This window comes from Prochlorococcus sp. MIT 1303 (assembly GCF_001631965.1).
GTDB lineage: Bacteria > Cyanobacteriota > Cyanobacteriia > PCC-6307 > Cyanobiaceae > Prochlorococcus > Prochlorococcus marinus_D.
On the sequence record NZ_LVHK01000024.1, the window covers coordinates 20,109 to 36,342 of the forward strand.

The 16,234-nt window shown below is 46.3% G+C and carries 18 protein-coding genes; 15 read left to right on the forward strand and 3 right to left on the reverse strand.

Features of this window, described 5'->3' with window-relative positions:
- Positions 1-111: 111 nt before the first annotated feature.
- Complete coding sequence (locus PMIT1303_RS00590) at positions 112-384, forward strand: cupin domain-containing protein (protein ID WP_063397092.1); 273 nt, start codon at positions 112-114, stop codon at positions 382-384.
- A gap of 2,110 nt (positions 385-2,494) precedes the next feature.
- On the opposite strand, the gene PMIT1303_RS13125 is transcribed toward PMIT1303_RS00590, so the two are convergent.
- Complete coding sequence (locus PMIT1303_RS13125) at positions 2,495-2,680, reverse strand: cytochrome B6 (RefSeq protein WP_156486855.1); 186 nt, start codon at positions 2,678-2,680, stop codon at positions 2,495-2,497.
- Between the two features lie 348 nt (positions 2,681-3,028).
- Between PMIT1303_RS13125 and PMIT1303_RS00605 the strand changes: the two genes are divergently transcribed.
- The 3 genes from PMIT1303_RS00605 (at position 3,029) to PMIT1303_RS00620 (ending at position 4,655) form a co-directional block, all read left to right on the forward strand.
- Positions 3,029-3,271, forward strand: coding sequence for a Signal peptidase I (locus PMIT1303_RS00605; RefSeq protein WP_156486856.1), 243 nt, complete (start codon positions 3,029-3,031; stop codon positions 3,269-3,271).
- A gap of 206 nt (positions 3,272-3,477) precedes the next feature.
- Complete coding sequence (locus PMIT1303_RS00610) at positions 3,478-3,903, forward strand: NUDIX hydrolase (RefSeq protein ID WP_063397095.1); 426 nt, start codon at positions 3,478-3,480, stop codon at positions 3,901-3,903.
- Positions 3,904-4,271: 368 nt separating this feature from the next.
- Positions 4,272-4,655, forward strand: a complete 384-nt coding sequence (locus PMIT1303_RS00620) for an MAPEG family protein (RefSeq protein WP_063397097.1) — start codon at positions 4,272-4,274, stop codon at positions 4,653-4,655.
- Positions 4,656-4,905: 250 nt separating this feature from the next.
- On the opposite strand, the gene PMIT1303_RS00625 is transcribed toward PMIT1303_RS00620, so the two are convergent.
- Positions 4,906-5,685, reverse strand: coding sequence for an ion transporter (locus PMIT1303_RS00625; RefSeq protein ID WP_063395396.1), 780 nt, complete (start codon positions 5,683-5,685; stop codon positions 4,906-4,908).
- Between the two features lie 185 nt (positions 5,686-5,870).
- On the opposite strand from PMIT1303_RS00625, the gene PMIT1303_RS13130 reads away from it, so the two are divergent.
- The 4 genes from PMIT1303_RS13130 (at position 5,871) to PMIT1303_RS14175 (ending at position 9,288) form a co-directional block, all read left to right on the forward strand.
- Positions 5,871-6,044, forward strand: a complete 174-nt coding sequence (locus tag PMIT1303_RS13130) for a hypothetical protein (RefSeq protein ID WP_155728036.1) — start codon at positions 5,871-5,873, stop codon at positions 6,042-6,044.
- A 1,605-nt stretch (positions 6,045-7,649) separates the two neighbouring features.
- The gene (rpsU, locus tag PMIT1303_RS00630) at positions 7,650-7,826 is read left to right on the forward strand and encodes a 30S ribosomal protein S21 (protein WP_011130394.1); all 177 of its coding nucleotides are present in this window, start codon (positions 7,650-7,652) and stop codon (positions 7,824-7,826) included.
- A gap of 654 nt (positions 7,827-8,480) precedes the next feature.
- Entirely contained in the window at positions 8,481-8,615 is a 135-nt protein-coding gene (locus tag PMIT1303_RS14170; protein ID WP_255359741.1) for a hypothetical protein, read from the forward strand.
- A gap of 538 nt (positions 8,616-9,153) precedes the next feature.
- Complete coding sequence (locus PMIT1303_RS14175) at positions 9,154-9,288, forward strand: hypothetical protein (protein WP_255359739.1); 135 nt, start codon at positions 9,154-9,156, stop codon at positions 9,286-9,288.
- A gap of 422 nt (positions 9,289-9,710) precedes the next feature.
- Here the strand turns inward: PMIT1303_RS14175 and PMIT1303_RS00645 are convergent, their stop codons facing one another.
- Positions 9,711-10,421 (reverse strand): DUF4079 domain-containing protein, encoded by a 711-nt coding sequence (locus PMIT1303_RS00645; protein ID WP_063397099.1) that lies wholly within the window; start codon positions 10,419-10,421, stop codon positions 9,711-9,713.
- 813 nt (positions 10,422-11,234) lie between these two features.
- Here PMIT1303_RS00645 and PMIT1303_RS00650 point away from each other — a divergent pair.
- From PMIT1303_RS00650 to PMIT1303_RS00685, 7 genes are all read left to right on the forward strand, one after another.
- The gene (locus PMIT1303_RS00650; protein WP_041384432.1) at positions 11,235-11,429 is read left to right on the forward strand and encodes a hypothetical protein; all 195 of its coding nucleotides are present in this window, start codon (positions 11,235-11,237) and stop codon (positions 11,427-11,429) included.
- 702 nt (positions 11,430-12,131) lie between these two features.
- The gene (locus PMIT1303_RS13135) at positions 12,132-12,284 is read left to right on the forward strand and encodes a hypothetical protein (RefSeq protein ID WP_156486857.1); all 153 of its coding nucleotides are present in this window, start codon (positions 12,132-12,134) and stop codon (positions 12,282-12,284) included.
- 335 nt (positions 12,285-12,619) lie between these two features.
- Positions 12,620-12,808, forward strand: a complete 189-nt coding sequence (locus PMIT1303_RS13140; RefSeq protein ID WP_156486858.1) for a hypothetical protein — start codon at positions 12,620-12,622, stop codon at positions 12,806-12,808.
- 35 nt (positions 12,809-12,843) lie between these two features.
- The gene (locus PMIT1303_RS00665) at positions 12,844-13,128 is read left to right on the forward strand and encodes a hypothetical protein (RefSeq protein ID WP_063397102.1); all 285 of its coding nucleotides are present in this window, start codon (positions 12,844-12,846) and stop codon (positions 13,126-13,128) included.
- Between the two features lie 335 nt (positions 13,129-13,463).
- Positions 13,464-14,111: a methyltransferase domain-containing protein gene (locus PMIT1303_RS00670; protein ID WP_063397103.1), complete on the forward strand. Its 648-nt coding sequence runs from the start codon at positions 13,464-13,466 to the stop codon at positions 14,109-14,111.
- A 676-nt stretch (positions 14,112-14,787) separates the two neighbouring features.
- A complete protein-coding gene (locus PMIT1303_RS00680; RefSeq protein WP_063397105.1) occupies positions 14,788-15,120 on the forward strand; it encodes a hypothetical protein in 333 nt (110 codons plus the stop codon).
- Positions 15,121-15,663: 543 nt separating this feature from the next.
- On the forward strand, positions 15,664-16,107 hold the full coding sequence (locus PMIT1303_RS00685; protein ID WP_231901168.1) for a DUF1543 domain-containing protein: 444 nt from the start codon (positions 15,664-15,666) through the stop codon (positions 16,105-16,107).
- Positions 16,108-16,234: the final 127 nt, after the last annotated feature.

Consider the following 16,234-nt stretch of genomic DNA (forward strand, 5'->3'; position numbering starts at 1 on the left):
TCGCTTCTATTCGTCATCTTTAATGAAACCCGAACCCTCCGCTCCGTTTTCTTGTTAAACAATTCATCAGGGCTGGTACTAGGTTCAAGAGAGTCCTCCTTCGACCCGCCCATGGCGATTAGCGTTACCTCTTCATGTCCAGAGAGCACAATTAATGAACTGGGCATCCGCCAATGGCCAATTTGGACTTGTGAGCCCAGCACCTTTCCTTGGACCTATGCTGAACAGGAAACCTGCCTGTTGTTGGAAGGCGAGGTGAGCGTTACACCCGAAGGCGGAAAGCCCGTGCACTTTGGGGCAGGCGATCTTGTGGTGTTCTCTGCTGGAATGTCTTGCATTTGGGAGGTTCATAGGGCAGTTCGCAAGCACTACCGCTTTGGTTGATGAATGAGCCATGACGGCTAGCTGTGAAGTGAAATTGCTTAACACTGGATCAATGCATGGTCTAAGAGATGTAAATGATTAGCTGATTACTCTCAGGAAACATTAGACAGATAAACTGCATCCTATTAGTTGCGATATACCATTGCAGCAATGTTATTTAAACGTCGAGCTGGGGCTTGGGAGGGTATGTTTTGCGCAGTTGAGTTTGAGTAAATAGGTTTTGTGCTTTATGGGTGGTCTGTCACGATCCGCCTGATGTTCATCGCGTGCTAAGAGTCAATGATGTATTCACTTGAAGTTTATAAGTGGAAGAAGTGGCTTCATTACAAGTGTCAATTGTTAAACCAATCGAGAGCATCTTGCAGTTGCTTGACCCGAAGCATTGCTGATTTTTTTCGGAACGACTCGATGTTGACTGGGATTTCTGCTGAGCAGCCTGTGCTCCGACATGAGCCTGTCGGCCAAAGCTCTCCTCTGTTGTAGGCCTCAAGGATGGATGCGTAGTGGTCTTCCCTAGGTTTTGCTTGATGTGCCATGTACTCATGTGGTTTCTTTGCTTGAAGGCAAGCGCATCACCCTGTAACGCGCGATCGGAGGGAATACTCAAAAAGAGTGCTCTCTCCCTTAGACAGATCTATTCATGCATCGTGATTTGAGGGTCGCCATAGGCCATAGGGTGAAGACCCTGAACCTTGACTAAGCCAGATAATGGAGTAGAGATCAAAATTAAGCTATGGCTGGAGTCATTACCGGGGTAATTTCTCTATCACTTCATCTATTCTGGAAGTTCAGAACAGCGAATAGCAAGAGAGCTAAGTGGAAGATCTTGCTACCTACCGTATGGCTCCCTCGCCAATATGTAACATTTGCATCCTTATCCCAGTTTTCATTGCTGGTGAAAAAGAGCATCACTTCCGCGAGACTGAAATACTAGCTTGATTGATTAAGCGAGGGTAATCCATACCGCTTAAACTTTATAACCCTACTCCTTTTGTAATGGTTTGAATATTTAGACTTAAGTCACTATTGCTATAAGGGACTATTCCTAAGTAGTGTTCAACCATAAGTATTGAGCTAGGGCCAGACTTCGGGGTACTCAATAATGATTTCAGGATCCTTAGGCGTAGAGGTGCACTTTTCTTTGACCACTCTTTCTACTAAAGTTCTAGACCATCTGTCAAACCTTCTTGCATATGTGGTTTTACATTCCTCTATGAAGACCTTCCCTCTGGCTTCTGATTGCGTTACTGCCGATTTAGTAATGCATACGTATTGATACTCTCCTTCGATTAGATCATATACTTCTCGGCTACATTGACGGATTGAGTTTTTAAATGCCTGAGCATTGACACTATCCTGCATTACTAATAATAGTAGGATTAAAGTGCTAAGTGATAAATTCATAGCAATAGCATGTCTCTAAAATTAGTTGCTCTTAATCTTTATCCTTAGGTCGCTGTCTCAGGATATAGAGCCAAGCAACTGTCGCTAGTGCGACTGTAAACTCTGTAAGTATTGTTGCATTGCCCGCAAAGAAATCGTACCAGCTAGAGGTGTTGTTCAAGTATTGATCTTTTGGCTGCTCATAGTCTAGCCGTAAGCCAGTACAAAGCGCTACCAATATGTGGCTGATGGTTGGGTTCCCGGTGACAGGCACGAATTAATAACTTGTCACCTGTATTGTTGAATTGAAGCCGCAGATAATATGAGATTTTACTATTGGAGATTTCGGAGACCGTTTGTGTCTGGTTGGTCTATTCTTGTCGGCTCCTGTCTGGAATTGAAGACACTTAATACTCCCCTATGCTTTTGATGATCAGACTATTTGTTAATACAAATTTCCCATCTTATTATCAAGCCGGCCTAAGCTCTACGAACATAGCGCTAATAAAAGAAAGCGACCGCTCTAATCAGCTGAGATCTCTGCTTCTTTAGTCTATTTAGTCTAAAACGCGGTTGATATGGGCGTAAATCTGACTGCTCTGAGGCCTGCTAGGTCGCACAGACGATCTCCGCTTGAAAAGGATCTAAAGACTTAGCTAGGATTAATTTTATGCCGTTAATGCAATACTGTTAAACTGTTGAAATGCCTAAATTAAAACAGGAAGTCTTAACTGCTCCCCTTCTTGCTTGATTCCTGCTGGGCAATCTTGAACCACAGCAGAATGAAGTAAACCGATGAGATGCCTAGGAAGATCAACGTCAAGATCATCCATGTCCCCATGCTTAGGCCAAGTACGCCTGCATTGCTTGCGTCGCCGATTGTTGCGTAGGCCAGAAGAGTGGGGAAAGTCAATGGGGTCAGTTTGTTCTGGTTATAAGTTCAGCACGGCTAGGTGGTTGGTCGTTGAACCTTGCGCATTGAAAAAAGGAGCCCCTTTGCTTGATGGAGGCGCACTGAAGTAAAAAGCCGACTGATGCCGATCACCCAGCCACGCTGACACTAGGAACAGGCTTGCAACCTGTCATACGCAGAAACACTACTTATGGTGCCACTTGTACTTTCTTTAAGCCGAAGCGCTATTTGTAGGGGCTTGCGTCAATAAGCTCTTTCCCTTAGAAATAAAGCTCCCCATCACCCAGGCCCGTCGCGTCACGCGAGGGTCTTTTTTTTTTGTTGATCAGCTTCCCCCATGGGGCTGCAATGAGCCTCCTTTTTGGTCGAGGGCATAATGCAGAAAGATTGATGAGCGGTGATTCGATGGACGAACCGCAGCCGAAAGAGAGTTTGCTCAAGAAGAGTGGACGAATCGGCGCAATCCTTGGTTTTGCCTGGATTGCTCTGAATATTGTTGTGCCTTTGGCTTTGTTGCGTGTGCCTGCGGTGCAGCGCTGGCTCGTGGCATTTGACAACAAGCTCCCTTTTCACATTCCAGGGATTGGCTAGCTGCCTTTTGTTTCCGATTGCTGTGGTGGCCATGATTGGACAGGTGGTCAAGCCCTCTCCAAGGTCAATAGCCTTGGACAACGCATCTGTTTACAGAACAAAACCTGATGAGCCGAATTTTTGAACCTTTTGGCGGGTCTATAAGACGTTAAGTAAAAGGGTGCGGCAGGCTGGCGTTATGGGTAACGACTTTTCGAAATGAAGAGATGACGCACGAGGTCTCTCTTGCTGTGCTGGAAAGGGATGGTCGCTGGCTCCTTCAGCTTCGTGATGACATCGAAGGAATCTTGTTTCCAGGTCATTGGGGATTATTTGGAGGTCACTTGAATGCAGGGGAAACGCCTTTTCAGGCCGTGAACCGTGAACTTGTCGAGGAAATCAACTGGGCACCTGAAAATCTCCTCGTTCCTTGGTTCAGCAACCACAGCAGCACGCTTGTGGCGCATGTGTTTCGAGGGCCACTGTGTGTTTCCCTTGGCCAATTGCAGTTGCTTGAGGGTCAGGATATGACCCTGGCGACTATGGAGGAGCTGGCGAGTGGTGCTATCTGGAGCCCCAGACTTAGGGAGTTCAGACCGATTGCGCCAGGCCTGGATATCGTGCTGCAGCGTCAGCTCTCAGATACAGACTGAAGCCAGGTTGTGTGGAGCAATGTTTTGAGGTTTTGCGGAATTTCGATGCAGAAGATCTTGTAGGCCGATCCCTTGCCAAGACAGCAGGACAGGACTCTCTCTTTGTTGGGCTTTGGGGAATTTGAGGGGGGAGCAGCCGCTAGTTCAACGATGATGATCACCTTGGTCAAGTGCGCGACTTCAGGGAGGAGCTTTCCCCTCAGTTGGGCAGCTATGAATGTCGTGGCTCTGGTTAGCTAGTTGCTTGGACCAAGCGGCGATGCAGAGACAAACACTGCTCTTCATCAGAGAGGCACAGCCCCACTCGCTGGTCATCAAGGCTGGAATTCAGATGGCATCCTTAAAGTCATTGTGCTGATACCAATTTCATGACCATTCCTGTGCTTCCAGCCGTTGTCACCTTGGCTGCCGCGATCGTCTACCAAGCAACCATGTTTGCTGTGGCATTTGCACGAAGCCAGCACAAAGTAAAAGCTCCAGCAACGAGTGGGCCAGAAGAATTTGAGCGAGTGCTACGTGTTCAGCAGAACACCCTTGAACAGATGATGTTCTTCCTGCCGGTGTTCTGGCTAGCATCTCTTTCTAGTAACACGTCTGTTGCCTGCTTGATTGGCTTCATCTGGGTGGGCGCACGTATTGCCTATGGCATTGGCTATTGGAAAGCGGCCAAGCTGAGAGGGCCAGGCTTTGCCATTAGCCTCCTTGCCAGCGCAGTTCTTCTGGTGATGGCAATTGTTGGTCTATTTAACTAATAGTTGGCGATCTTATAGGAAGCTTCCCTCGGCAATAGAGGCCTCTTCTGTCAGAAGCCAACATTGTGAGCTTCGTTTGCAGAGGCTGCGCACTTTTGGCTCATTGATTGGTTAGAAGAGAATAGGCTGAAAGATAGAGATGCCTTACTTTATCTAGCCAACCACAGCTAAAACTCTCATCTTTCAACTTTTGCCTGAAAACAAGGATTTGATTGTTTGATATTGTGAACAAATTGCCGTGTGTCGATTCCTAAGTAATGCTTTCCTGAGCAGATTCCTCAAGATTATTCTTTTGCACAGCAATTGATTCGCTAAAACCTGCGGCAAGAATTCCGGTAGGTATGGCGATGGCGCCAATTCCCATAAGAGAAGTTACTGAAGCGATAATCTTGCCTACCGCACTAATTGGCACTGAATCTCCATGCCCCACTGAGCTGACTGCATTAATTGACCACCAGAGGCATCTTGGTATTGAACCTAATAGATCAGGCTGAATAGATGACTCTGCAAGATACATCAATGTGCTGCTAATCAGTAAAAGTAATAATGTATAAACAGTAGATATCTGCAGCTCTTGGCTCTTGGATCTGAGTGCATAGTTGAAATGAAGCATGCTTTGCTTGAATCTTTCGCTGCGGCCAACCTTTAGAATCGTAAGAAGACGAATAATTCTCAGGATCTTTAGTTCTGTTCTTACGCCGATAAAGGAGGGGATAATTGCAATCAGATCAATAATGGCCATTGGTGAGAACATGTAGCGAATCGTGCCTTCTATACCCTCTCCATATTTGCCCTCAAGTGGGGCCGTCCACACTCGACAAAAATATTCAATGCAAAACAGACAGCCAATGATCCAATCGATTGCATCTATTTGTCCGCCAAACTGAAAATCAATTTGATTTTCAGTGCTTAGAACTGCAAAAAATATTGAAACAGCAATTGTTGCGCCACTTAATTTATTGAATATCGATGTATTGCCTCCTGTGGATTGATTGATTACCTGTTCATGCAGTTTGAGGCGGAATCCCATGATGGTCCCCAAGGTTCCCTCTCCCTTTTGATTTCAATCCATCCTAGGCACGGGTCGCTCAAGCGAGTCTTAGCGTGCCAGTTGTCCGGAGCTTTCCTGGTAGACGTGAGCATGGATCTAGTTTGCTTAATTCTTCGGCTTTGACCTCGATCTGAGAGGATGATGAAGATGTCTTGCGGATCGTCATGCGTGCTCTTGTTTTCGCGATGGCTCTTGACTTGAGTCCACTGACGATTGGAGTGATTGTGGTTGTCGGAGTATTATTCATTGCGATGTTCGGGATTAGCTCGGCATTTGGTGGCTATCAGGGAATCTTCGATTGGACCCAGGAGAAGCCAGGTGATCAGAAGAAAAGGTGAGAAATGAACCAATTCTAAACGATACTTTTCTTTCTTTAAGCAATAGATTAGGTAACATCGCATAGCTAATCCATAGTGGTTATGGTTATTAACTTACCTGCTCTGAGAATGGATGCTTATGCGGTGTTTGCAATCGTGGTTGTTGTTTAAATTTGGTTTTTTCAATGCTCAATAAACCACTTTTAACTGAAAATAATATGACCATTTTTACAGGTCTTTTGCATCCAGGTAGCGCCATATTGGTCGGAGGCCTAAGCAAAGTGAGCATTGCTAATTAGTGTACCTCCATCGCTCAGCAGTTCTTGTGCTCGTTTTTAACACTTGAATTGAACCATCAGTGGCTTTGACTTTATTTGTTTTTTTATTTCTTCTGCAATGGCAGCATTATCTGAGCGGAGATTGGATTTATTGCCCACCACAAAGCTATTACTGAGAAACCTCTCAGCGAAATAGCCTGATCAGCATTGGGGCTACGTGAAGCAAAGGCTTCAATAATGAGTTAAAGGATTTTAGGGATTGATTAAGAACTGATAGATCACACAAGGCTTAAGCGCTTAAGTATTACTGAAGCGCAGGATTGCCAATCTTCTCTTGTTTAGATCTGCAGTCGTGCGATATGGGCAAGTATCGGCTCGCTGCCCGGATTGGCTTCAGGAGATCTGATAAACGGATTCCCGCAAAGCATGAGCTGAGCAAGTAGTCGCCATGATTTGTCGCAACCTATTCACATTAATTGTGCGTTCTTAACTTGAATGAGTGAGAACAGTCCCCCTGAACCTGTCGCCGGGGGGTGTGCTTTATGCGTTTGGAAACCCGTTCGCCATGATTTTTGCCCGAAGCAATTGGGACGAGGTTTGGCAAATTAGATGGGGGTCATTGCTGCCTTGATATCTCCTTGTTCTGATAGAACTTCTCAAGATGTGTGAGCCCATCACAAGAGCTCGGGGTGTAGGTCGTTCTGAGCAAGTGGTGAGTTCAGTAGAACCGTCAGTGGCTTTTGGCAGATTTTGCCTGGTTAGACCTTGGCAGGATGCAGCAGTTGATAGTGGATCTTCAGTGGACTATGGCTTGCCTGAGAAGATATTTTGCATAAAGGGTTGTTTGTCTCGTAAACAACACTTGCCTTTTGTCTTTGGTTGTCAAATTGGTCCCTCTTGGGATCGAAGCGACCGATTTGTAGCGAACTAATGCTGTAGCGGAATCAGCAAAGGAATGTCTGAGCGAAATGCTCCTGTTGGGCCAGATTGAAGTGAGCAATCAGCGGTTGACTGCCTAGCGGGGTTGGTGAAAATCAGGAACCAGGCGTGTCTGGTTTGCTGTTCTGGAGCGATCGAGACCCCAAAGATGGCCCCTCTCTGAGGCAATCAGGATGGCCTCGTAGAGATCGCTGGTCCTGGCTTTGAATTGGCTTTTCTTCATGTAGGTAAAAGTACCGACAGGAGTGGCCTTGGATCAATGGAAATACCAAATCCTGATGCCTTGCATAGGCTTGGTTTATTGATCAGATCTCCAATTCTCAAGGTGATGCCGCACACCTTTTTGTTGTGTTGGTGAATTTCTAACGAGAGGTGGCCTGGTAAATTCGTTGATTGGTTGAATTTGCTTATGGCTCAGGTCACGGTAGGGGAGAATGAGGGCGTTGAATCGGCCCTTCGTCGCTTTAAGCGAGCAGTCTCTAAGGCTGGGATTTTTTCTGATCTCAAGCGCATTCGTCACCACGAGACCCCAGTCGAGAAGTACAAACGCAAGGCTCAGCAACGTCGTCGTAGTCGCAGACGTTGAGTCCACTCCAATCGAGCAGCTGATCCCTCCTAGTAGCTCTTGCCTTGATGGTTAATGTCTGCTGGTTGGGTCCAAGAAGATTCTCCTGGGAATGTTTTTTTTTTCTGATTTGCGATTAGAGATTCGACAGCATTGACGCATCCATTGCTTATCGGCGCACATTGAGCTGGCGGTGAATCTGCTCGGTTTGATGGTTCAACTGAAGCCATACCTCCTAGCTTCAGTTTCTTGTTAGTTGTGCAAGCGGTGCTCCGAGACAATGGTGAAAGACGTTTCTGCACGCTTGTGTGAATGGTTTTCACTGGCGTTGGAACGCTCAATCCCAGCTGGTCAAGTTGAGATCCAGTTCCTATGAGCTGTTCTGTCTCTGGGTGCGTTTCGGCCGAAAGGAAGCGAACAAATCTTTGCGCGGCAAGTGGTCACCTAGGTAATCAACCATGGCCACCATTACACCATCGGCAGGGCGATAAGTTCTTATTGCTTAGTTAGTACGCTAAATATGGAATTGTCATTCAAAAATAGTCTAAACAAGGGGCAAAAGTTTCAAGGATATCCCTGACCTCTAGCCACCAGCTGGATGGTTGACGAAGGCTGAGCTCTAGGGCTCAAATTCTTGTCCTAGCTTGAGCGAAGAATGTGATCAATCGCATTTGGATGCTCATGGACGAATTTGATCGTTTCCATGGCAACCTGCCTGGCCTCAAAAGAGTCATTTGCATAGGCACAGAATTCGCACCGATGACTCTGAGCATCGCGATAGCTGATGGTGTAACCGTGGCGGCTCATTAGCCCAGCCATTCAATTGATCATTTACATCCTTGCTCAGCTGAGGATGGAGTTGCCACTAATTGTTCAAAGAAGTGAGCGAATGCACAAGAACCAACCTTTCTCAAAGCTCTTCCTGGCCACATCAACTTCAGGATCAGTGACCATTCCTCTATTGAGCAGTGGGCCTCCTTTCCATATCCTTGTGAGGGCTTACTGACAGACTCTGGCAAAGGCACATCGTGATTTGCTGCAGTGGAAGGGTTCCCTGGATGATCCATGAAAAAGGTTTCCTCCGTAGGTTTGGCAATTGCCGCAAATGTCTCTCTATTCCTTTGGGCTGCGATCAATAGTCCCGTTGGCTAAAGATTTAAACCGCTCTGTCTAGCAGCATCAATCGCCTAACCATCAAAGGAAGTGAAGGCTTTTGTTGAAGAGCATGAAAAAGGCCCGCGATTAGTGCGGGCTTTGCTTATTCGTACCCACCCTTAGGGCAGTGGAGGCTTTTTGTTTTCGTGCTTCTCCGCTGCAGATAGGTTCTTGCCGCTTCTGTAGAAATGCAATGGCTTGGATCAAGTTCAGCAATGAGCCTGATCCCAGCGCTCTGGCACTGCAGACTGAACCGGCTTGTGGCATTGATGTCTCATGCCTAAAAGGCGTTGCACTGCAAGCTTTGTTCATGGTCAACCTTCTCTGATGAAAAACGCTCAACCAAGCGTTTCCAATTTGATTGCTTCCTTCACAGCAGCTGTTTCAGCAGCCATTTGATGTGTCTTGGTGCCTTCATTCATCACACGATGCAGTTCTATATGGATTCGCTTTTTTCGTTGATTATCGGCTTAGGCCTGAGAGCTGATTGAGTGCTTAATTGAGCTGGCAACAGTGATCATTTGTATCCCTTTTGAGAATCTTTTGTTTGCAGAACTCCTACATTTGTTTGCTGCGTTGAACCAGTTTGAAGAATGCTGATGGCATGGACGCCTTCTTCTCCAATGGCAACCATGGCAAGCGCTCGATAGGGATCAATTGAAAGACCAGGAGGGCTTAGAGCGCATCGTTGATCTGTTTGGCGGCATGACGTTTGTTCCAGAACTGGTGCCTGGGCGCGTACAACAACCCTTACGCCTTAGGAGCATTCGCGGTGTAATTTGCTACGCGCTCGGCTTTTGCCTGTTGGATGTAAGGCTTTTGCCAGTTCAGGGGGATCTCTAGTAGGGCTTTGGGGCCGGTGATTGCTTCTGCCAGGAAGATCACCGCCGCAAGACTATTGGCTGTGATGTGCAGCCATCGCCAGCGCAGATCACGCAGGATTTCTTGTCGGGATGCCAGCGAGAACAGCATCAGCCCAACGAGACCAATGCCACCCCAGAAATGCGATTGCCAGAATTCTGCTTTGAGGGGGTTGTCACCGAGGCGGAATACTTCCGGCTGCATCCCAAGGACGATGACACCTGCCCAGCAGAGTAAGGAGAAGCCTGCTCGATAAGCGGGTCTTTTGTCTCGCCAGGTTGTCAGCAAGGCGATGCAACTTCCAATGAGTACCAGTAGAAGCAATCCAGCACGGATCAGACCTCCCTCAAACTCCGTTAGCGGATGTTCAGTGCTGATCATCACCACCAGAGCAAGCAGCACGATTGCGATCACTCCGGCTGAGAGCCATCGGCCGAGATTGCTGTGCAGACTCCCGACATTGGCTGGACTTTCGTTCTGAAGTTTTAGCCGACGACTGCGGGTTTGAAGTGACAGGTTTAGGACTACCCCCAGTAAGGGGTAGATCAAGGCTACGGCGAAAATCGGGTGTAGCAACCAGATCCAGTCAAGGGTCTGCATGGTGAGGGTCTGGTCGGGGAATCAAAAGGGAGACAACATTGGATTAGCAATGGTGTTAAAAGCCTGCACGCCATCGCTTAGAGCTTATTGATTTGAACTGGATTGAGACTCTCTCCGTTTCTGGGTCCCTGATTCTCTCCCTATCGAAGGAGCTTATGGGAATTCAGGTGGTTGATGTTACTCAGTCATTCTACAAACCTTCCTAATTCGTGAGAGTGAATGATTATTTTCGCTGCTTGGCTAGCTGAGTAAGCATTTTGAATTAGCCCAAACCCCTTTGCTGTTGCAACAGTGATGAATAGAGCTTGATTGGGATCTAAGAGGATGTAGGTCAAGCCATCAGGAATGTTTCTGAGGTGCCATGTCTTTGCTGATATAAGCAGGAGCGATCATGAGCATAGGCCAGCAATTGTCAATGGGGTTCGAGTGAAGAACTGAGCCTGTGCTTGTGGCGATACTTTGCTGCTGTTATTAGTCCGCATCAAAACCAATACATGGGAATAAGGGGCTTGGGGGAGGTTTTGAGTTGAGTGGCGAATGAACGAGATACGTTCTTTGATTAGCTCCGCAATGCTGATCGTTTGAATCAAATTTCTCTTGCCTAGCCTTGGCTTTGGCTTGCCTACTGGCTAAGAGCTACTTTTTGGCAGATGTTCAAAGGAAGAGCTAAGTCGAAGTCAATTCAGTCATGCGCATCAGATGGGGCCCCTTGCGTAGAAATTAAGGCGAAGGCGGAACTGTTGCTACTAATGATTCAGGGCTTGCTGGTCATAGGTGAGGTGAGCTACGACTAGCTCCTAACTGAGGCGATAGATGAGGGGCATTTTTGAGCTGTTGCTGGCCTGGCGTTGGCCGCTAGCCGTTATCGTGAGCACAGCCTTTTTAAGCAAGGCTTTAATCGCGATTACTCGCGCGGGCATTCGTGTTGAGATTTTCACCAGACGTCCTATCAAGGTTTCCACTGGACCATCAGCGATTCAGGCCGAGGTCACCAAAGTAAGGCTTTAGGGGCTGAAATCTTTGAGACCCTAGGCAGGGAAATGCTCTGGTAATCCCGTTAAATATACAATGATTTTGAAGAACTAATTTCTTTCTTTTGATAGAAAAAATAATCAATACCTATCGCCATGATCAGCAATGATTGCTTCTCAATACTGTCTACTATCTTTATATCCTGATCGGCAGTATTTGTTATCCATTTAATTCCTCTTTGAGCCTTGCTGATTTCATGCAGCCATGTCTGATCGCAAAGACAGCTGTTTGAGTTCGATCGCATATGTCAAGCTTGTCGATGATTGTACTTTGGGGCAAAGTATCGTAATCTTTGCGATGTTATCGAGCTTCCATCAAGGCATCCTTAAAGATTAATCGTAGAGTTCAGTAAGGATAATTTCAAAAGGGGAATTTAAAATCTTGATTCTCATCTAGTCTTCTTTTGTCTCGCTAACATAAAGAGAAGCTATTGCTTAGAGGCGCTTAATACAAACTATGGCCTTCTATAGAAATCTGGAAAAAACCTGATTGGAGAGTGTAAGTCGCGAGAGCTGCAGAACTTGGTTTTTAAACACGATCGACTGACGTTGATCGAAAAAAGCTTCAGCCGTTCCTTCCAGATCAACGTATGGATTCGTGCGTGAGCAAGGAAAGACCCTTGGATGATGATCCGGGCACCCAAGGGAGTGAGTCGCTGTATCTCCACGCATAGAGATCATGAATGATCCAGAAAAAACCGATGTAGGCAATGATCCAAAGACATGTATTCGTGCTTACCACTTGGTTGATGATGTTGGAGTGATCGAACATTCGCCCGATCAAGTGAGCTTTGATCAACCCTTGGAAAACAAGGGCCATCCGCTTGGCTGATCTCAAAGACCCCTCTATTGCTTTGAGATTTGGCGAGCGGATGGCCAATCGTCAAATGGCGAAATTGGCCTGGAAGGCATCACTGATGAGCCAATGCACAACGTGGTGATCGGCATCAACGAACTAATGCAATCACAAAAATGCCTTTCTGGGATGGCGGTCAGAAGGTAGAGGCAGACCTCTAGATCAAGGCCCTGACTTGATATGGAGCGGTGGGATCCACAGATGTATAACTAGAAAATGCCTTGGGGAGGGGCATTTCTGCCCCATAGGGATGAGGTTATTTACGCCCAGGGGTGAAAAAAGAGATCTCAGTCGTTTTTGCTGCGTCGCTGATGAGCATCACCGTCAAGGGAGTGCCTCTAACGACGAGGTCCAGCTGTTGTGGAGTGCTTTTGATCAAGCCATCTATTCCCCGATGCAAGCTGATTGGCGAAAACCGTACAAATATCACTTTGGAGTGGTTTTTTAATCCCAACCGGGCCTGGTTCTCCGTACTGTTTTTGTTCGGCCTAGGCATTTAGGTCGACCAAGCTGTAAAGGTCTCTCATACATCACCATGTACTCTCTCTTTGACGAGTTTTTCTTTAGTCCAAGCTTCTATAAAACACGTCCTCGCGTTTATGTGATTAGTGATTCTGATTTCAAGGCTGCTCAGGATCACAAGAACGCAGAACGTGTTTCTCATCTCGAGAATGTAAGGGCCGATTTGCTCGATTCAGTCAACAAGGTTGAAGCACAGATTGAGGCGCTCCAAACAGCACTGCCGCAAGCCAAGCAAGCCATCAAGGCACCTATCGCTGAGCCTGCCGCAGCAAAGGAGACCTGCTCGTTCTCGGCATGAAAAGAATTTTTATGGTAAGGACGAACCACTACAAGCTCAGTGGCGATTCATGAAGCTCCTGCTAGTTCTGGGGCTTTCTATTTCCTGCAAGTAGCTGCAATTATTGGTAAGAAAATTAACTGATAATGCTCCTAAAAGTTCCCCTTTGGCAGCTTCAAATTCATCTGCTCGAGTGGATTAGCACTGACATGATCTATATAGAGAAACTCGCAAAAGTCGACTATGGCGAGCATGTTTTGCCGATATTAGCTTAGTTGAATCTTGTGAGGCCTTCAGGTTATTGACTCGCGGAATGGTTTGCAGCAGGCGAGACTGAGCATCGCTTCGCAATCCCCTTGGCGGTTCAAGTTCTTCAAAACGAACAACGTTCCAAGCTCGATCAGAACGATGACGTGCTTTTTTATGCTGAGCCTCGTTTCGTTCATCATCTGGACGAGGCATTTCGGGGGCGTTTGACGCGGCTTTATCGCGAGAAGATTCCGTCTTGCTCCACAGTGCTCGACTTGATGTCGAGCTGGGTGTCTCACCTGCCTGATGACGTCATCTATGACCGTGTGATCGGCCATGGCCTCAATGAAAAGGAACTAGTGGCCAACAACCGGCTTGATAGCCATTGGGTTCAGAATTTCAATCTCAACCAGTCCATTCCGCTTAAGGATGAGAGCATTGATGCGACTCTCATCATTGCGGGTTGGCAATACCTTCAGCAGCCTGAGGATATGGCTGAGGAGTTATTGCGTGTGACGCGTTCGAAGGGCCAAGTTATTGTTGCCTTCTCGAATCGTATGTTTTTCACAAAAGCTCCGCAGATCTGGAGGGATGGCGATGACCGTGATCACTTCACCTACGTTTCTAGGGTGCTGATGGCTCAGGGTTGGCCAAAGCCTGAGATCATCGCAGAGCAGACTCGCTCAACAGGCGTATTGGGGTTGCTAGGCGGCAAAGGAGATCCATTTTTTGCAGTCATCGCGACAAAGCCTTGACTGCAATAAAGCCAACAAAGGAAGTAATCTGAGTTGGCAAATAAGACGAAACTCTTTGCATGAAGGCTACAATTAATCCAGACTCTATGCACACATTGCTAATCCATGACCTCTTCATTAGTTTAAACTAGTGTTTGCTTGCATCCTGAGAGTATTGCTTTTTCCTAATGGGCCATGATTCATACAAAAGACGAAGGCTAAGTCACTCTATTGTTGTGGATGACCTTAGGACTCCTAGGAGGAGTTAAAAATTAAACAGTGTCTCCTTCGTGGGAGCTAAAATAGAAAGAGACTAAAACTAAGATTTCCTTTTTTTGATGCATGCCTTGATTGATGTATTGATTTTATGATTGACTCTTATACTCTGAAGCAGTGCAAAGTTAATAAGCACATTTGCAAGCTTAAAGCTAGAAACCTGGAACATGCTGTTCAACAGGCAAAGCTGATGATTGCAGAGTCTGCTATGGAACCTGAAGCACTCGTTTCCTTAAGGCGTAAAGTGGCTGAATCAATTCTGGACTTAGAAGTATTGTATTTGCTGATGGAGGAGGAGGGCCAAGTCAATTAGTAGTTTAAAATTCAACTGTTTTAAATTTACACAGATTGGTTTTGTCTTGTAACTGCATGGCTGTTTATGCTTAATTGCATGTCGGCTATTGCATCATTCTGATTTGCTATGATATTAACTGTTTGTCACTTTCACATGGATAAGTCGACCAAAGATCAAATTGTTGCATCTTCTGCTGGTTGGGTTGCTGTTGCATTAAATGTTTTGCCAGGTATTGGGGCCGGTTACCTCTATCAACGTAGGTGGAAGGCCTATTGGATTACTTCCGCGATCGTTAGTATTTGGATTGTTCTTGGTGCTGTCTTGGGTCAAGACATTGATCCTGTTAATGATCAAAGAAATCAATTAGTGGGTCTTATAGGTCTCTTGCTTGTCGCTGGAACAACTGCTGTAGAAGCTGGTCTAGCGGTAAAACGTGCGCGCAATAATGAATCGACTTGATCGATAGGATTAACAAACTATCTGGAGCGAGTTGTCCCTCTCTAGTCTGTTGATAATTAATCTCGATGTTTGCTTTTATTCTTATGCCTATAGGCCCCCGTTCTTCACTCCAGTAGGCTTTGCTCGTAGTGCAAGGATGAATGAAATAAGGGTAGATTCATGATTTAATATGGGGATTAATCTAATTTTTTTTTTTGCCGTTAATCATGTTTAAGTATTTTGCTTTCTTTTCTTGAAAATGCTTGCTAGGGTTGTGAAGAACGAGAGAATTCAGTATGCACACATACCTTGTTGAGGCATTGATCGTTGTCTCATCTACTCTTTGGGTTGTATTGTTGCTTTGGAGGCCTCAAAAGGAATAGCTGAAAGTCTAATCTCAAACTATTTTTTGGTCTTTTCTTTTAGCAAGCTGGCTTAAGTGAAGCTTCCGATCAGTATTCATTTTTAAGCATCAAAAATGATCTTTTCCTTGATTAATCTTTTATAGAGATGAATCTCTACCTTGTCGTGTTGGGTGGGAGGACGCGCGGAGGACACGTGGAGATGCACGATGTGCGCTGGGTGGTGGGTGAAACGATTGAATCAACAGTGCCCCAGCTGAAATCACAATGGATTGGCAATCCTCGAGGGTTGCATGTGGACAGCTACATGCGCATCCGCTTCGTGGATGGTTACCGGATCACAATGGCTAGCGCCGGCAATGTCAAAGCAAATGAGGCCAATAAGCTCTGGTTCATCAATCTGGGAGGTTATAAGGCTGGCGAAATGCTTGAACAGCATCATTTGGAACTTGTGGTCGCACCTTCAGCCCAAATTGCCAAGGGCAAGGCACGTCGCCGCTGGTTCGAGCCGATGGATCAGATCCACAAGGATGATCATGCCGCGATCATCCGTCTACAGGGATATTCAGTCGTCCTTGAGATCGATCCTCAGGGGCGACATGATGGCATGAAGCCCGACTGGAGTGGCTACTGGGTCATCACTTGATCAGCATTCTCCCGGATTGGTTTCATCTCATGGTTCTGCTGGCTCTTAGCTAGGCATAATCTTGTCAAGTTAGAACTTATAGGGACAATGATTTATCTATTGCATTAGTATTTCTTTGCGAAAAGGG